General features: G+C 62.5%; 14 protein-coding genes and 4 pseudogenes. 12 read left to right on the top strand and 6 right to left on the bottom strand.

What is annotated here, in order from left to right; genetic code table 11:
* Window positions 1-54 precede the first annotated feature (54 nt).
* The 6 genes and pseudogenes from U5A82_RS11805 (at window position 55) to purC (ending at window position 5,516) form a co-directional block, all read left to right on the top strand.
* On the top strand, window positions 55-207 hold the full coding sequence (locus U5A82_RS11805; protein ID WP_326291059.1) for a hypothetical protein: 153 nt from the start codon (window positions 55-57) through the stop codon (window positions 205-207).
* A 133-nt stretch (window positions 208-340) separates the two neighbouring features.
* Window positions 341-1,044, top strand: a pseudogene (gene otsB / locus U5A82_RS11800) (trehalose-phosphatase).
* Window positions 1,045-1,194: 150 nt separating this feature from the next.
* Window positions 1,195-2,918: pseudogene (locus U5A82_RS11795) on the top strand (glycoside hydrolase family 15 protein).
* On the top strand, window positions 2,915-4,345 hold the full coding sequence (gene otsA, locus U5A82_RS11790; protein WP_326291057.1) for an alpha,alpha-trehalose-phosphate synthase (UDP-forming): 1,431 nt from the start codon (window positions 2,915-2,917) through the stop codon (window positions 4,343-4,345). The pseudogene U5A82_RS11795 and the gene otsA overlap by 4 nt, the downstream one beginning before the upstream one ends.
* The gene (locus U5A82_RS11785) at window positions 4,329-4,511 is read left to right on the top strand and encodes a hypothetical protein (protein ID WP_326291056.1); all 183 of its coding nucleotides are present in this window, start codon (window positions 4,329-4,331) and stop codon (window positions 4,509-4,511) included. Before otsA ends, U5A82_RS11785 begins: the two co-directional genes overlap by 17 nt.
* Window positions 4,512-4,733: 222 nt before the next feature.
* Complete coding sequence (gene purC / locus U5A82_RS11780; protein ID WP_017182324.1) at window positions 4,734-5,516, top strand: phosphoribosylaminoimidazolesuccinocarboxamide synthase; 783 nt, start codon at window positions 4,734-4,736, stop codon at window positions 5,514-5,516.
* Window positions 5,517-5,555: 39 nt separating this feature from the next.
* Here purC and U5A82_RS11775 read toward each other — a convergent pair whose 3' ends face one another.
* Together U5A82_RS11775 and U5A82_RS11770 are read right to left on the bottom strand one after the other, a co-directional pair.
* Window positions 5,556-6,308, bottom strand: a complete 753-nt coding sequence (locus U5A82_RS11775; protein WP_326291054.1) for a sulfite exporter TauE/SafE family protein — start codon at window positions 6,306-6,308, stop codon at window positions 5,556-5,558.
* A 442-nt stretch (window positions 6,309-6,750) separates the two neighbouring features.
* The gene (locus tag U5A82_RS11770; RefSeq protein WP_326291053.1) at window positions 6,751-7,512 is read right to left on the bottom strand and encodes a competence/damage-inducible protein A; all 762 of its coding nucleotides are present in this window, start codon (window positions 7,510-7,512) and stop codon (window positions 6,751-6,753) included.
* Window positions 7,513-7,592: 80 nt separating this feature from the next.
* Between U5A82_RS11770 and map the strand changes: the two genes are divergently transcribed.
* The 4 genes from map to U5A82_RS11750 all read left to right on the top strand — a co-directional run bounded on the left by map (window position 7,593) and on the right by U5A82_RS11750 (window position 10,850).
* Window positions 7,593-8,423, top strand: a complete 831-nt coding sequence (map, locus tag U5A82_RS11765; RefSeq protein ID WP_326291051.1) for a type I methionyl aminopeptidase — start codon at window positions 7,593-7,595, stop codon at window positions 8,421-8,423.
* A gap of 243 nt (window positions 8,424-8,666) precedes the next feature.
* The gene (locus U5A82_RS11760) at window positions 8,667-9,005 is read left to right on the top strand and encodes a P-II family nitrogen regulator (RefSeq protein ID WP_326291050.1); all 339 of its coding nucleotides are present in this window, start codon (window positions 8,667-8,669) and stop codon (window positions 9,003-9,005) included.
* 83 nt (window positions 9,006-9,088) lie between these two features.
* Window positions 9,089-10,501: a type I glutamate--ammonia ligase gene (gene glnA / locus U5A82_RS11755; RefSeq protein ID WP_326291049.1), complete on the top strand. Its 1,413-nt coding sequence runs from the start codon at window positions 9,089-9,091 to the stop codon at window positions 10,499-10,501.
* 91 nt (window positions 10,502-10,592) lie between these two features.
* Window positions 10,593-10,850, top strand: a complete 258-nt coding sequence (locus U5A82_RS11750; protein WP_326291048.1) for a nitronate monooxygenase family protein — start codon at window positions 10,593-10,595, stop codon at window positions 10,848-10,850.
* 29 nt (window positions 10,851-10,879) lie between these two features.
* Here U5A82_RS11750 and U5A82_RS11745 read toward each other — a convergent pair.
* Window positions 10,880-11,534, bottom strand: a pseudogene (locus U5A82_RS11745) (histidine phosphotransferase family protein).
* 97 nt (window positions 11,535-11,631) lie between these two features.
* Complete coding sequence (locus tag U5A82_RS11740; protein ID WP_326291046.1) at window positions 11,632-12,033, bottom strand: M67 family metallopeptidase; 402 nt, start codon at window positions 12,031-12,033, stop codon at window positions 11,632-11,634.
* A gap of 17 nt (window positions 12,034-12,050) precedes the next feature.
* Between U5A82_RS11740 and U5A82_RS11735 the strand changes: the two are divergent.
* Together U5A82_RS11735 and rpoH are read left to right on the top strand one after the other, a co-directional pair.
* Window positions 12,051-13,003: pseudogene (locus U5A82_RS11735) on the top strand (RluA family pseudouridine synthase).
* Window positions 13,004-13,079: 76 nt separating this feature from the next.
* On the top strand, window positions 13,080-13,994 hold the full coding sequence (gene rpoH / locus U5A82_RS11730; RefSeq protein ID WP_326291045.1) for an RNA polymerase sigma factor RpoH: 915 nt from the start codon (window positions 13,080-13,082) through the stop codon (window positions 13,992-13,994).
* A gap of 76 nt (window positions 13,995-14,070) precedes the next feature.
* Here rpoH and U5A82_RS11725 read toward each other — a convergent pair whose 3' ends face one another.
* Both U5A82_RS11725 and U5A82_RS11720 read right to left on the bottom strand, forming a co-directional pair.
* Window positions 14,071-14,559 carry a GNAT family N-acetyltransferase gene (locus tag U5A82_RS11725; RefSeq protein WP_326291043.1) on the bottom strand — a complete coding sequence of 163 codons (489 nt, stop codon included), beginning with the start codon at window positions 14,557-14,559 and terminating at the stop codon, window positions 14,071-14,073.
* Window positions 14,556-15,119, bottom strand: a complete 564-nt coding sequence (locus U5A82_RS11720; RefSeq protein WP_326291041.1) for a TetR/AcrR family transcriptional regulator — start codon at window positions 15,117-15,119, stop codon at window positions 14,556-14,558. Before U5A82_RS11720 ends, U5A82_RS11725 begins: the two co-directional genes overlap by 4 nt.
* Window positions 15,120-15,127 lie beyond the last annotated feature (8 nt).

Raw genomic sequence — 15,127 nt, 5'->3', positions numbered from 1 at the left:
GGGCGCGGGCATCGATTTGGGCCCGCCCTCTGCTCCCAACGAAAGGACGGCATCATGCGTGACGAATATGACGACCGGCTGTGGCAAGATGGTCGGGATGACATCAACCATGGCATAGACAGGCTGTTGGCCCGGGTGATGCAGGCGTTCCGTGTCCTGCACGGCATCCAATGGTCCGCACCATGGACCAAAGAACGGCGATGCTGATCCTAAGCCTGCCGGGTAAAAATCGATAGAGGCTTGAAGATCGGGGGTTGCGGTTTCGGGCGAGGACGCCACTTTGCGTCCGTGCCAGACATTGCCCCCTCCCCCCTTCGCCCTTTCCCCACCCCCCGTCGCTTTGTTGAATGGCGCATCGCTGTTCCTCGATTTCGATGGAACGCTGGCGCCGCTCGCCGAAACGCCCGATGCCGTGGAGGTCGACGACGCCCTGCTCGACATGCTCGCGCAGTTGCGCGATCGACTGGGCGGACGGCTGGCCATCGTCAGCGGCCGATCGATCGCCACCTTGCGTGACCTGGGCTTTGGCGGTTTCCTGTTGTCGGGCACTCATGGACTGGAACTCGCCCATCCCGGCGAGCCGGTGCTGGCCCCACCCCGTCTGCCCGCGATCGACGCGGTCGAGGCGGCCTTCGAAGATTTCGCCAAAGACAAGCCCGGCCTGCTGGTGGAACGCAAATCGATCAGCGTCGGCCTGCATTTCAGGAACGCGCCGCGATGGGGTGAAGAAGCTGGGGCACTGGCCGCGCAACTGGCGCAGGATCACGGCTTGGCCCTGCAACGCGGCAAGATGCTGTTCGAGCTGCGCCCCGGCGGCGCGGACAAGGGCAGCGCGGTGCTGGCGCTGATGCAGGACGCATCGATGGCGGGGGGCGTGCCGGTCTTCATCGGCGACGATGTGACCGATGAAGAGGGCTTCGCCGCTGCGGCGGATTTGGGGGAGCCGGCATACTGGTCGGCGCCCCGCGACCGACACTTGCCGCATTCTCTTTGGAACAGGTTGCCGCCGTCAGGCATTATCTGGCGGAGGGCATCGCCGGATAGATTTCCGGGAGTCCTCGCCGTGACCAGCAAATCGGGGACAGAGCGATCCAAGCATCAAGCGAATCCATCCTGGCCGGAGCCGAGCGCACGCTCGACCTTTGGCCCATCGGCAACTGCCAGGCCTCCGCACTGATCGACCGCATGGGCCGCATGGTTTGGGCCTGCGTCCCGCGCGTCGATGGCGATCCGGTCTTTTCCGCCCTGCTGGACGACAAGGCGTGGGACGATAGCCAATCGCGTGGCTTTTGGGCGATCGAGCTGGAAAATTGCGTCGCCGTCGAACAACATTATATCCGCAATACGCCGATATTGGTGACGCGCCAGAGCGATGGCCAGGGCAATGCGATCGAGATTATCGATTTCTGTCCCCGCCATCGGCATAAGGGCCGCATGTATCGGCCGGTTGCGTTTACCCGCATCGTTCGACCGGTGGCAGGCTCCCCCGCATCCGCGTGAAGCTGCGTCCCACAACCGCATGGAACGAGGAAAAGGTGCCGGTCAATTACGGATCGAACCATATCCGGATCGTGCTGTCCTACATGGCGATGCGGATATCGACCAATGCGCCCATCGGCCTGATCGCGCAGGAAAGCTGGTTCCGGCTGGAGCAGGACGCCCATTTCTTCATGGGGCCGGACGAAGGCTTTTCCGATGCGTTGCGCCCGGCGATCGAGCGCATGTTGGACGACACGATCAACGAATGGCAAATGTGGGTGCGCGGCCTGGCCATCCCGGCCGAGTGGCAGGAAGCGGTCATCCGGTCCGCCATCACGCTCAAGCTGTGCCAGCATGAGGAAACCGGCGCGATCGTCGCGGCGCTCACCACCTCCATTCCCGAACATGCCGATAGTGGCCGTAACTGGGACTATCGCTACTGCTGGGTGCGCGACGCCTATTATACGGTGGAGGCTCTGAACCGACTGGGCGCGCTGGACGTGCTGGAATCCTATCTCGTCTATCTGCGCAACATCGTCGATGGCGCGAAGGGCGGGCATATCCAGCCGCTCTACGACGTGCGCGGCAACGCGACGCTGACCGAGTGGGAGGCCGAGCAGCTTGCGGGATACCGTGGCATGGGGCCAGTGCGCGTGGGCAATGCCGCCTATGAGCAGATACAGCATGACGCCTATGGCCAGATCGTGTTGTCGTCCGTTCAGGGCTTCATCGACCAGCGCCTGCTGCGCATGGCGGGTCATGGCGATTTCGAGGCGCTGGAGGCTGTCGGTGAGCGGGCCTGGGCCGTTTACGACAAGCCCGATGCGGGCCTGTGGGAACTGCGGACTCGCGCCCATGTCCATAGCTATAGCGCGGTCATGTGCTGGGCGGCGTGTGACCGGCTGGCCCATGCGGCGGTCGCGCTTGACCTCCCACTGCGCGCCGCCCATTGGGAAAATCGCGCCGCAACGATGAAAGCGCATATATTGGAGTCGGCATGGCGGGAAGAGAGCCAGGCCATATCCGCCAATTTCGAGGATGATTCGCGCGACGCGTCGCTGTTGCAATTGCTGGACCTGCGTTTCCTGACCGCCGACGATCCCAAATTCGTGGGGACGCTGGCAGCGCTGGAGGCTGACCTGCGACGCGGCAACGACATGCTGCGCTACAGCGCGCCGGACGATTTCGGCGAGCCGGTGACCGCGTTCAACGTCTGCACCTTCTGGCTGATCGAGGCGCTGCATCGCAGCGGCCGTTGCGACGAAGCCCGTACCCTGTTCGAGGAGATGCTGTCCCGCCGCACCGCCGCAGGCCTGCTGTCCGAAGATATCGACCCCACGACCGGGGAATTATGGGGCAATTATCCCCAGACCTACTCGTTGGTCGGCATCATCAATTGCGCCGTCTTGTTGAGCAAACCCTGGAGCGCGATGCGATGAGCCGCCTGATTGTTATTTCCAACCGCGTCTCTCGCCCCAGCAAGTCCGGCAACCAGGGCGGATTGGCCGTCGCCCTCTCGCAGGCGTTGCGGGAAAGCCGTGGCATCTGGGTCGGCTGGTCGGGCGAGGTGACCGACAATTTCACCGGCCATATCGGCTTCGCCGAAGATGGCGGCGTCAAGACCGCGACGATCGACCTGGAAGAACAGGATGTCGACGAATATTATAACGGTTACGCCAACAAGACGCTGTGGCCGCTGTTCCATTTTCGCATCGACCTGGCCGAATATGCCCGTGATTTCGAGGGCGGCTATAATCGGGTGAACAAGCGGTTCGCGGACACGGCCAGCCCGCTGATCGAACCCGAAGACGTCATCTGGGTCCATGACTATCACATGATCCCACTGGGGCAGATGTTGCGGGACAAGGGGCTGAAGAACCGGATGGGGTTCTTCCTCCACATCCCGTGGCCGCCCACCCGGCTGCTGGTGTCGCTACCCCATCATAGCAAGCTGGTCAGCACCTTGTTCGCTTATGACGTCGTGGGGTTCCATACCGAGGAATGGCTCGAATCCTTCCGCCATTATGTCGAGCGGGAAATGGGCGGCACGGTGGACGGCGATTTCGTCACCGTGGGCGACAGGACGATCCAGGCGGTAGCCTGCCCGATTGGCATCAACGCGCAGGAATTCGCCGAAGCCGCGACGAGCGACGCGGCCAACGACATGAGTTCGCTGATCCGCGCATCGTTGCAGGATCGCACGATGATCGTGGGTGTCGACCGGCTGGACTACAGCAAGGGATTGGAGGAGCGGTTCGGCGGCTATTCGCGTTTCCTGAAGGATCATCCCGAACATCATCGCAAGGTCGTGCTGACCCAGATCGCACCGCCATCACGCGGCGAGGTGGAAAGCTATCAGCAGATCCGTGCGACGCTCGATTCGCTGGCGGGCCGGATCAACGGCGAATATAGCGATGTCGACTGGACGCCGATCCGCTACGTCAACCAGGGCTATCCGCGCGACAAGCTGGCCGGCATCTATCGCGGTGCGAAGATCGGGCTGGTGACGCCGCTGCGCGACGGCATGAACCTGGTCGCGAAGGAATATGTCGCGGCGCAGGATCCGGACGATCCGGGCGTGCTAATCCTCTCGCGCTTCGCGGGTGCGGCGATGCAGCTCAAGGACGCTTTGCTCATCAATCCTTATAGCCCGGAGGAGATGTCGGACGCCATCCTGCGCGCGCTGGCGATGCCGCTGGACGAGCGCAAGCGGCGCTGGCGATCGATGATGGACAGCGTCGAGCAGCAGGATATCAGCTGGTGGCGGGAGGCCTTCACCAGTCGACTGATGGCGTCGGGACGCGACGAGTCTCCCGAGAGCGAAACGGTGGAAGCCCAAGCGCCGGAAGATGCAGCCACCGGTTGAGTGGAGCGGCGTCACCGGCTACGCACTGCCCATGGACAGTGACGATAACGACGAACATCGCGGCCTTTGGTCCGCCATCCGCGAACGATCCGGCGTTATTCTGGGGGTAGTCGGCCTCGTCGCCTGGTGCGCGATGATATGGTTCATGTTCGGGGACGTGCTGTAGGGCTGGCGGGTGATCGCTGCTAATTGCACCCCCCTTCACTTTGCTCTATGGGCCGCCTCAGCAGCCCCGGCACCCGCTGATCCTTTCCGATTCGCGTTTGCCGGGGCGCAATGTTTTCTGGATCGGTTTCGACCGATCCGGGTCGTTGGTTTTATGCGATTTCCGAGCCATCAGATGGTCCCATCTGATGAGAAATCGCTCTAAGATAAGACAGGAACGCGCATGGCCCGTCGCCGCCAGATCTACGAAGGCAAGGCAAAGATCCTTTACGAAGGCCCCGAGCCTGGCACGATCATCCAATATTTCAAGGATGACGCCACCGCCTTCAATGCCCAGAAAAAGGGCACGATTTCCGGCAAGGGCGTGCTGAACAACCGGATTTCTGAGCATATCTTCACGCTGCTGGGTCAGATCGGCGTGCCGACCCATTTCATTCGCCGCCTGAACATGCGCGAACAGCTGGTCCGTCAGGTCGAGATCGTGCCGATCGAGGTCGTGGTGCGCAACGTCGCCGCCGGTTCGCTCAGCAAGAAGTTGGGCATCGAGGAAGGCACGCAGCTGCCCCGTACGCTGATCGAATATTGCTACAAGGACGACGCGCTGGGCGACCCGCTGATTTCCGAAGAGCATATCGCCTGCTTCGGTTGGGCCACGCAGGAAGAGATGCATGACATCGCCGACATGGCGATCCGCATCAACGATTTCATGTGCGGCCTGTTTGCAGGCATCGGCATTCGCCTGATCGACTTCAAGCTGGAATTCGGTCGCCTCTATGACGGCGATTACAGCCGCATAATCCTGGCCGACGAGATCAGCCCCGACGGTTGCCGCCTGTGGGATGCCGCGACCAACGAGAAGCTGGACAAGGACCGGTTCCGCCGTGACCTGGGCGGCGAAGTCGAGGCCTATCAGGAGGTTGCACGGCGTCTTGGCCTGCTGCCCGAAGGACTGGACACCACAGTCCTGGATCTCGACACGCATCGCAAGAAGCGCGAAAAGGAATAAGGAAAAGGTCGGCTCCAAGCCGGCCTTTTTTTGTGAGCGTCAGGCCATCACGGCATCGGCCAGTAGCTTGATGCCGAGCAGCACCATCAGCACATAGATGAGCGTGTAGAAACGGGCGGCATCGACGCGGCGGACCAGCGCCACGCCTGCAAGCGTCGCGGCGACCGCCACGGGCACCAGCATGGCGGTCGCCGTCAGATTGGCCCGCGTGAACTGGCCGAGCGCCGCATAGGCATGCACCTTCATCCAGTTCATCGCGGCGAAGGACATAGCGGTCGTGCCGACCAGCATATCACGCGGCAGGCGTTTGGGCAGCACCCACATCTGGAAAGGCGGTGACCCGGCATGGGCGATCTGGCTGGTGAAACCGCTAGCTACCCCGAAGAGCATGCCGACCCAGTTGGGGGAATTGGACGGCAGGACGATCGCCCCGCCCCGCTCGACCCAAAGACGTTGCAGGCCGAAGATCAGTGAGATCGCGCCTAGTGCGCCCAGCACCGCGCTTTCCGACACCTGCGCCGCAAAGACATAACCAAGGCCGACGCCCACGGCCATGCCGGGCAGCATGACCAGCAGGATGTGGCGATCCCAGCTACGTCGGAAGGCCCAGACGCTGACGGCGTCCTGCAGGATGAGGATCGGCAGCAGGATCGCAGCGCCGCGAACGGGATCGACGCCGAGCGCCATGATCGGCATGGCCAGCGCGCCCACCCCCGCGAACCCGCCCTTGGCTAGCCCTGAAATGACGACGGCGACGATCGCGCATGTGAAATAGAGAATATCCGGACTCATGACGTTCGCTTAGGCGAAGGCCCGGCCGAAGAGAATGGCAAGATTGCGGGCAGGCCCCTTCCCCTTTCCGGCGGGGCCGCGTTTTTACCGGGCGCATCCTGGGCGGACCGGCCATGAAAATGGGCCCTGCGTATGATTGCCGTCCATACACCTCGAACGCTATTCAGATTGGGGCTTATGGAACGGATATTATACCAAGATGCATTGATGGGAACCTATAGCCAGTTGTTCCCCGGCGAAGGCCGGGGCCCAGTACCGCGCTCAGAACTGGGCCCCGGCCTTCGCCGGGGAGCTGCCTTATGGGTCAGCATCATCGCATTCTGGTATTAGGCACAAAGCCCATTGACGCAGGAGATGCGTCGTGCCGTTCGCCTCGACACCCAGACCTGCCGACCGCGCCAACCTGAACGCCTATCTCAAGACCGAGGCAAGTAACGGGGTATCAGATACCGTCGGCCGTCACCGGCCAGCCGCCACGCTCCAGCGCGGCGGTGAGGTCCGCAACGCAGGCGTCGAGCTTCGCCGAATCAGTCGAGCGGATCACGAAATTGGCCCCGGTGCGGCCTTCGCGGAAAAAGGGGTAGCTGCCGATCTGGCATCCGTCATGCGCGCGTTCGGTGGCAGCCAGCAGGTCGGCAATCTCGCTTTCCGCCACCCAGCAGCCGATCGTGGTCGACTGGACCGGCAGGCCGCCTTCCAATGTACCTGTCAGGCTGTCGAGCATCCCGGCGGTGATGTGCGGCACACCGGCCATGATGAAGATATTGCCGTGGCGGATGCCCGGCGCGCCCGACATGCGGTTTTCGATGAGGTCGGAACCAGCCGGCACGCGCGCCATGCGCAGCCGCGCTTCGGTCAGGCCGCCGCGGCTTTCATAATAGCCGGTCAGGATCGCCCGGGCGCCTTCATGGATTTCGACGGCGACGCCCAGGGCCGCGGCGATCGCGTCCACCGTGATATCATCATGCGTGGGACCGATGCCGCCGGTCGTGAACAGATAATCGTTGCGAACCCGCAGCGCGTTGACCGCTTCCACGATGGCGTCCTGATCGTCGGCCACCACGCGCACTTCGAGCAGGCGGATGCCCTGCACACCCAGCCAGCCTGCGATTTGGGCGACATTCTTGTCCTGGGTACGGCCGGACAGAATCTCGTCGCCGATCACTATCAGCGCAGCGGTCCATATGCGTGTCGGATCGGCCATGCGCCCGGCCATAGCCTGCGTCCCGCCCGCTGCCTAGCCGCCCTCTCGCATTATCGATCGTCTGCGCCTATAAATATGCCATGACCGACTATATGACGATGACGGCCGATGCGCCGATTACCCGCTCCACCGCGATCAAGCTCTATGACGAGAGCGGCTTTGCAGGCATGCGCAAGGCCGGGCGCCTCGCTGCCGAGATACTGGACGCGCTGGTGCCGCATGCGGTGCCGGGCGTCACGACCGGCGAACTGGATGACATCGTGCGTCGCATGACGCTGGATGGCGGCGGCGTGCCCGCGACGCTGGGCTATCGCGGTTATACCCATAGCTGCTGCATCTCGCTCAACAATGTCATCTGCCACGGCATTCCGGGCGATTATAAACTCAAGGACGGCGATATCCTGAATATCGATGTCACCCCGCTGGTTGACGGATGGCATGGCGACACCAGCCGCATGTTCATCGTCGGCGATGCCCCGATCAAGGCGCGCCGCCTGGTCGAAGTGACCTATGAATGCCTGATGCTGGGCATCGAACAGGCCAAGCCCGGCAATCATCTGGGCGATATCGGCTATGTCATTCAGCGGCATGCGGAAAAGCATCGCTATGGCGTGGTGCGCGATTTCTGCGGCCATGGGCTGGGCCAGGTCTTCCATGACAGCCCGGAGGTGGTGCATGTCGGCCGCCCGGGCACAGGACCGGAATTGCGCCCCGGCATGTTCTTCACCATCGAACCGATGATCAATATCGGCAAGCCTGGCGTGAAGATGCTGGACGACGGCTGGACCGCGGTGACGCGCGACCGCACCCTGTCGGCACAGTTCGAACATAGCATCGGCATCACCGAAACCGGCTGCGAAATCTTTACCAAAAGCCCGACTGGGCAGGATTGCCCGCCCTACAGGCTTTGACCATCGGAATACTGCTCAAAAAACAGGCAGTGCGTCATGATCTTGCCCGGAAACCGGGCAATATGGACAAAGATTGCTGCATCGCCGAAAGCGTGTCCTAGCGATTCGCCATTTGGCACGGTAATTGATCATTAAGCGGGACGACGCCTACCTAGGGGGTATGACAGTCGTTCCTTAGAAGGGAAACGGGATATGGGTCGCGCCCATATCCTGAACGTGCGTCATGGGTTGGGATAACGAGTGATGAAAAAGATCGAAGCCATCATCAAGCCTTTCAAGCTGGACGAGGTGAAGGAAGCGCTGCACGAGGTCGGCGTGTCGGGGATCACCGTTACCGAAGCGAAGGGTTTCGGCCGCCAGAAGGGCCATACCGAGCTGTATCGTGGCGCCGAATATGTCGTGGATTTCCTGCCCAAGGTGAAGCTGGAAGTGGTGGTGGACAATTCGCTGGCCGACCGGGTGGTCGAGGCGATCTGTTCGGCCGCGCAGACAGGGCGCATCGGCGATGGGAAGATTTTCATTTCGGCGATCGAAGGCGCGGTGCGCATCCGCACCGGCGAGCGGGACAGCGACGCCATCTGATTTTAGGAATTTCCGCCGAGCCGGGCGGGAACGGACTTCAACTGCCCCTTCGGGGGGTATTTTTGAGAGAAGGGCAAGTGCACATGGCCAACACGCCAAAAGACATCCTGAAGATGATCGAGGAAAAGGAGATCGAATGGGTCGATGTCCGCTTCACCGATCCCAAGGGCAAGTGGCAGCACCTGACCATGGTGTCGAGCGTGCTGGGCGAAGATGAACTGACCCAGGGCCTGATGTTCGACGGTTCGTCGATCGAAGGTTGGAAGGCTATCAACGAATCGGACATGATCCTGAAGCCCGACCTGGACGCCGTCTATGTCGATCCGTTCAGCGCGACCCCGATGCTCATCATCTTCTGCGACATCGTGGAGCCCGACACCGGCGAACTCTACAGCCGCGATCCCCGTTCGACCGCGAAGCGCGCGGAAGCCTTCGTCAAGTCGGCCGGTTTCGGCGACACCGTCTATGTCGGTCCGGAAGCTGAATTCTTCATGTTCGACGATGTGCGTTTCGAAAACGACTATTCGCAGAGCTATTTCAAGATCGACGACATCGAACTGCCGACCAACACCGGCAAGGAATATGAAGGCGGCAACCTGGGCCACCGCCCGCGCGCCAAGGGCGGCTATTTCCCCGTCGCGCCGGTCGATCCGTGCACGGACATCCGCGCCGAGATGGTCACCACCATGCTGGAAATGGGCCTGCCCTGCGACAAGCATCACCATGAAGTCGCCGCCGCGCAGCACGAACTGGGCCTGACCTTCGGCACGCTGGTGCAGACCGCCGACCGCATGCAGATCTACAAATATGTCGTGCAGATGGTCGCCCAGGCCTATGGCAAGACCGCGACCTTCATGCCCAAGCCGATCGCGCAGGACAACGGGTCGGGCATGCACACCCATATGTCGATCTGGGACGGCGGCAAGCCGCTGTTCGCGGGCGAAGGCTATGCCGGTCTGTCCGACATGTGCCTCTACTTCATCGGCGGCGTCATCAAGCACGCCAAGGCGCTGAACGCGTTCACCAACCCGACCACCAACAGCTACAAGCGTCTAGTGCCGGGCTTCGAAGCGCCGGTGCTGCTTGCCTATTCGGCGCGCAACCGTTCGGCATCGTGCCGTATTCCCTATGGTGCGGGCGCCAAGGCGAAGCGCGTGGAATTCCGTTTCCCCGACGCGATGGCCAACCCCTATCTATGCTATGCCGCGCTGCTGATGGCCGGCTTGGACGGCATCGAGAACAAGATCCATCCGGGCGCTGCGATGGACAAGAATCTCTACGACCTGCCGCCCGAAGAACTGAGCCAGGTGCCGACCGTCTGCGCATCGCTGCGTGAAGCGCTCAACAGCCTGGAAGCCGATTACGACTTCCTGTTGAAGGGCGACGTGTTCACCAAGGACCAGATCGATGCCTATATCGAACTGAAATGGCCCGAAGTGTATCGCTGGGAAATGGCGCCGTCGCCGGTCGAATTCGATATGTATTACAGCAGCTGATCCTTATCAGCGCTGATTTTCGGGGAAGGCCCGGTCGCTCCTGTAGCGGCCGGGCCTTTTCCTTTTGGGAAGGAATATCCACATCGGGCGTATGACTTTCGACAGGCTGAAACTCGCCCATCCCATCATTCAGGCGCTCGCGGAGACGGGGTTAAGGGCGCCCGACTATCCGGTCGCCTATGATGCGGGCAAGGCGCTGAACCAGGCCGCAAAGTTGGCGGGAGATGGCGGCTATGGCGCGCAATGGGCCGGTCAGGGCGCGCCATTGGTCCGAAGCCTGCCTGTGGCCGACCTGATGGCTGCGCTGGTCGCGGAAATGCAGGCCGGGCGGGATCAGCCCGGTAAGTGAGACAGCGAGTTGGACAGTATTACGCGTTTTTACGGCCTGCGGTCGGGGATCGACGCGCCGAACAGAAGCACCGGTTCGCCCGGCGGCGACAGGGCGATCTCACCGCCTGATTCGATCACCATCTGACGCACCATCCAGGCGGCGGCGGTCCGGGATGCCAGCCCCTCGATCGGCAGGGTGCCCGCAAGCGCGCCGCGCAGGTCAGGGTCCAGCACGACCTTCGGCCCTTCGCCGCGCACGACGATTTCCGTCAGCCCGGGGCGCTTTTCCGCGCCGATGTCCAACTGCCCGCCGCGCACCAGCGCGTCGCCGGCGATGAGGGCGAGATTGAGCAGGATCTTGGCTGCCAGCTTGTCGAGCATCTGTTCCTCGACCAGCCAGCCGATCTTGACCCGGCCGGTGGTGGCGAACATGCCCTCTATCGCGACGCGCGCTTCATGCGGGGGACGGCATCGCCAAAGCCGCCGGCCGAACCGAAGGCGAGGCGGAAGAATTTGAGCTTGTTGGCGGAAGTCCGGGCGCTTTCCCCAGCAGATCGAGGCAGCGTTCCCGCATTTCCGGGTCGGTTTCGTCAGCCATCAGTTCCAGCCCGTTATTGAGCGCGCCGACCGGACTGAGCAGATCATGGCACAGGCGCGAGCAGAGAAGGCTGGCAAATTCGATGCTGTCGGTCGGATGGGTCATGCGGGTGGGGATCGCCGGATTAGGAGGAAGAGGAAGCGCGTCCTTGGCTAATGCGCTGCGCGGACTGTCGATGCAAGCCCGACCTGCCGCCTTTCCATCACCGACTGTCGAGATGCATTTTGGTGAAATGGACATTAACTGCCTTACCCGGCCCGGCGCGCCATAAGGTCGTTTGCCCTGCCCCAACGATCAGCCAGAGGCTGCCGTCAGGTGACGCGCAGGCGGCGTCCGTTGCGGACGGTTCGGACACGCCCGAGGGATGGGAATGATAATGGCCCACGATCGCCGCGCCGCCGCCCCGCGCCGTTCGATGCGCTGCGATCAGTGCTGCGGGGTCGAGTTCGAAATGGCGCGCGGGGTCGGGTGCGACATTGGCGGCGGGCAGGATCGCCTCTATCCGGTCAGCGCTGCCCAGCAGCAACCCGCACACTTCGTTGGTATCGGCCGCCGCCAGGGCCACGATCTGTTCCAACACTAGCCTTGAAATTTCGACCCGCATTCCTACATCCATAGACAATGGTTCCGGGGGTTTCCATCATCGAAACGGCGATCGGCGTGGCTCAGGACGGGCTGCGCCTTGACCGCGCTCTGGCGGCTTTGCTGCCCGATCTGTCACGCGAACGGCTGAAAGCGCTGATCGCGGAGGGACAGGTGACGTCCCCCACCTTTCGAAGATCAACGCATCTGCCAAGGTTTCTGCCGGTCAGGCGTTCACGATCGCCCTGCCCCCGCCGGTCGCGCTCGACACGGTGGCGCAGGACATTCCGATGACCATCGTGCATGAAGATGCCGATTTGATCGTGGTGGACAAGCCTGCGGGCCTGGTCGTGCATCCGGCCGCAGGCAATCTGGACGGGACGCTGGTCAACGCGCTGCTGCATCATTGCGAGGGGCAGTTGTCGGGCATCGGCGGCGTCGCGCGGCCGGGCATCGTCCACCGTATCGACAAGGACACGTCCGGCCTGCTGGTGGTCGCCAAGTCCGACAAGGCGCATGAAGGGCTGGCCCGGCAGTTCAAGGATCATAGCATCGAACGGCTCTACGCCGCCATCGTCTATGGCCTGCCCAATCCGGCGGCCGGGACGGTGGATGAATGGATCGGCCGATCCGACGCTGATCGAAAAAGGATGGCGGTTCATCGGGAAGGACGCGGCAAGCACGCGATTACCCATTATCGCACGATACAGCGGCTGCGCGACGCGGCCATGGTGGAATGCCGGCTGGAAACCGGCCGTACCCATCAGGTGCGCGTGCATATGCATCATATCGGCCACCCCTTGATCGGTGACCCGGTTTACGGTAGAGAAAGAAAAGGTTTCAAATCAATACTGGAAACGCTGGGTTTCAGAAGGCAGGCATTGCACGCCAAAAGCCTGGGGTTCATACATCCGGTAACGACGGAACGGCTTATGTTCCAAAGTGCACTGCCTGCCGATATGCAGGAACTGTTAAGCCGGCTCCACGTATAGTGTTCGACAAGTTTGCGACGGCGCAGTGATGCCTCTTCTGGGTCCCGCCGCGCATGAAAGGGAAAGGTGAAGCGACATGGCTACCAAGAGCAATGTCCCCGCGGTTCCAGCGCTGGGCGGTGAAGCCAGCCTCAACCGCTATCTGTCGGAAATCCGCAAGTTTCCGCTGTTGATGCCCGAGCAGGAATATATGCTCGCCAAACGGTATGAAGAGCATCAGGATCCTGATGCCGCAGCCCAGTTGGTGACGTCGCATCTGCGCCTGGTGGCGAAGATCGCGATGGGCTATCGCGGCTATGGCCTGCCAGTCAGCGAGCTGATTTCCGAAGGCAATATCGGCCTGATGCAGGGCGTGAAGAAGTTCGAAGCCGATCGCGGCTTCCGCCTGGCGACCTACGCCATGTGGTGGATTCGCGCGTCGATCCAGGAATTCATCCTGCGCAGCTGGTCGCTGGTCAAGATGGGCACCACCGCGTCACAGAAGAAGCTGTTCTTCAACCTGCGCCGGATGAAGAACAATATCGAAGCGTTCGAGGACGGCGACCTGCGCCCCGAAGACGTGACGAAGATAGCCACGGATCTGGGCGTCAGCGAGCAGGATGTTGTGTCCATGAACCGCCGCATGGCGATGGGCGGCGACACGTCACTCAACGTGCCGATGCGCGAGGATGGCGAAGGCCAGTGGCAGGATTGGTTGCAGGACAATGATCCGTTGCAGGACGAGCGCGTCGCCGAGGAACAGGAGCGCACCCAGCGGCATGACATGCTGGTGGAGGCGATGACCGACCTCAACGATCGTGAGAAGCATATCCTGGCGGAGCGGCGTCTGGCCGAAGAACCCAAGACGCTGGAAGAACTGTCGCAGGTCTATGGCGTGTCGCGTGAGCGTGTGCGCCAGATCGAGGTTCGCGCGTTTGAAAAGCTGCAAAAGGCGATGATGCGCATCGCTGGCGACAAGCTGGGTAAGATGGCGCGGTTCGCGCTGGCCTGATCTGTTTGAGCCTATCGATTGAAAAAGCCCCGGAGCGATCCGGGGCTTTTTTATTGGGCGAACGGTGCCGTCGGCTTTAGTGGCGGCTTTCCACGGGTCGTTCCATCAGGATGCTGGCCGCATCATAGGCCCCGTCCTGCCGGGCCATGGGGGTGAAGCCTTGCTTGCGCCAAAAGGCGTCGGCGCCATTGACTGCGGTCAGCGTGATCCGTTCGAAGCCTGCCCGTCGTGCCTGATCCAGGACCAATCGCACCGCATCGCCAGCCGCGCCGCTGCCGCGAGCCTGGGGCAGTAGGGCCAGGTCATGCAGATAAAAGAGATCGGCATTGGCCGGGATCTGGCGGAGGCGTGCATTAAGCATGGGCGGCGCGTCGCCATGCCACGGATGGCTGACCAGATAGCCAGAAGCCGCGCCATCGCGCTCCAGCAACCAGCATCCCGCCGGGTAGAGACACAGACGTTCAGCATAGACATCCGCGCGTTCGGTATAGGCGCCATGCGCCGCATCGGAGATCGCAGCTACCACCGGGATATCCGACGCCTCCATCGGTCGCCAGCCACTCATGCGGGCACGTCCAGCGCCTGTCGGGCGGCGGATAATATTTCCTCCGACAGAGCGGGATCATCGACGCCGCGCGCCAGCAGCATGGCGCCCACCATCTGCGCCATCCGGGCCAGCACCGTCGGCCTGTCGAGGGTCGGTCCAGCTTCTTGCAGGATAGCGGCCAGTTCCTCGAACCCATCGCGAAATGCCCCTGCCAGGTCGCCGCCGCGCCGCGCCGCGTCCGGTCCCAGCGCGATCAGGGCGCAGCCGGTTTCGGCTGCATCACGGTTGCGGGCGCTCAGATAATGGGCGGCGATCGCGGCCGGGGCGTCGCTTTCGCTGGCGTCCGCCGCGACGTCGCGCCAGCCTACTGCGCTGATGGCCAGCGACGTGGCGCAGGCTTCCGCCGCCAAAGCCTCTTTCGACGCGAACTGGTTGTAGAAGCCGCCATGGGTCAGGCCGCATGCGCGCATGACCTCGCCAATGCCGACGCCTTCTACGCCGCGCGCACGGAAAAGCCGCGCCGCCGCGTCGACCACCCGTTCCCGGTTGCGCGCTGCCTGATCGCGGCTGACCTTCATGTCCTATG

The sequence above is a fragment of the Sphingobium sp. CR2-8 genome (assembly GCF_035818615.1).
GTDB lineage: Bacteria > Pseudomonadota > Alphaproteobacteria > Sphingomonadales > Sphingomonadaceae > Sphingobium.
The sequence above is the reverse complement of the archived record's forward strand: the minus strand, read 5'-3'. Positions and strand labels throughout refer to the sequence as shown.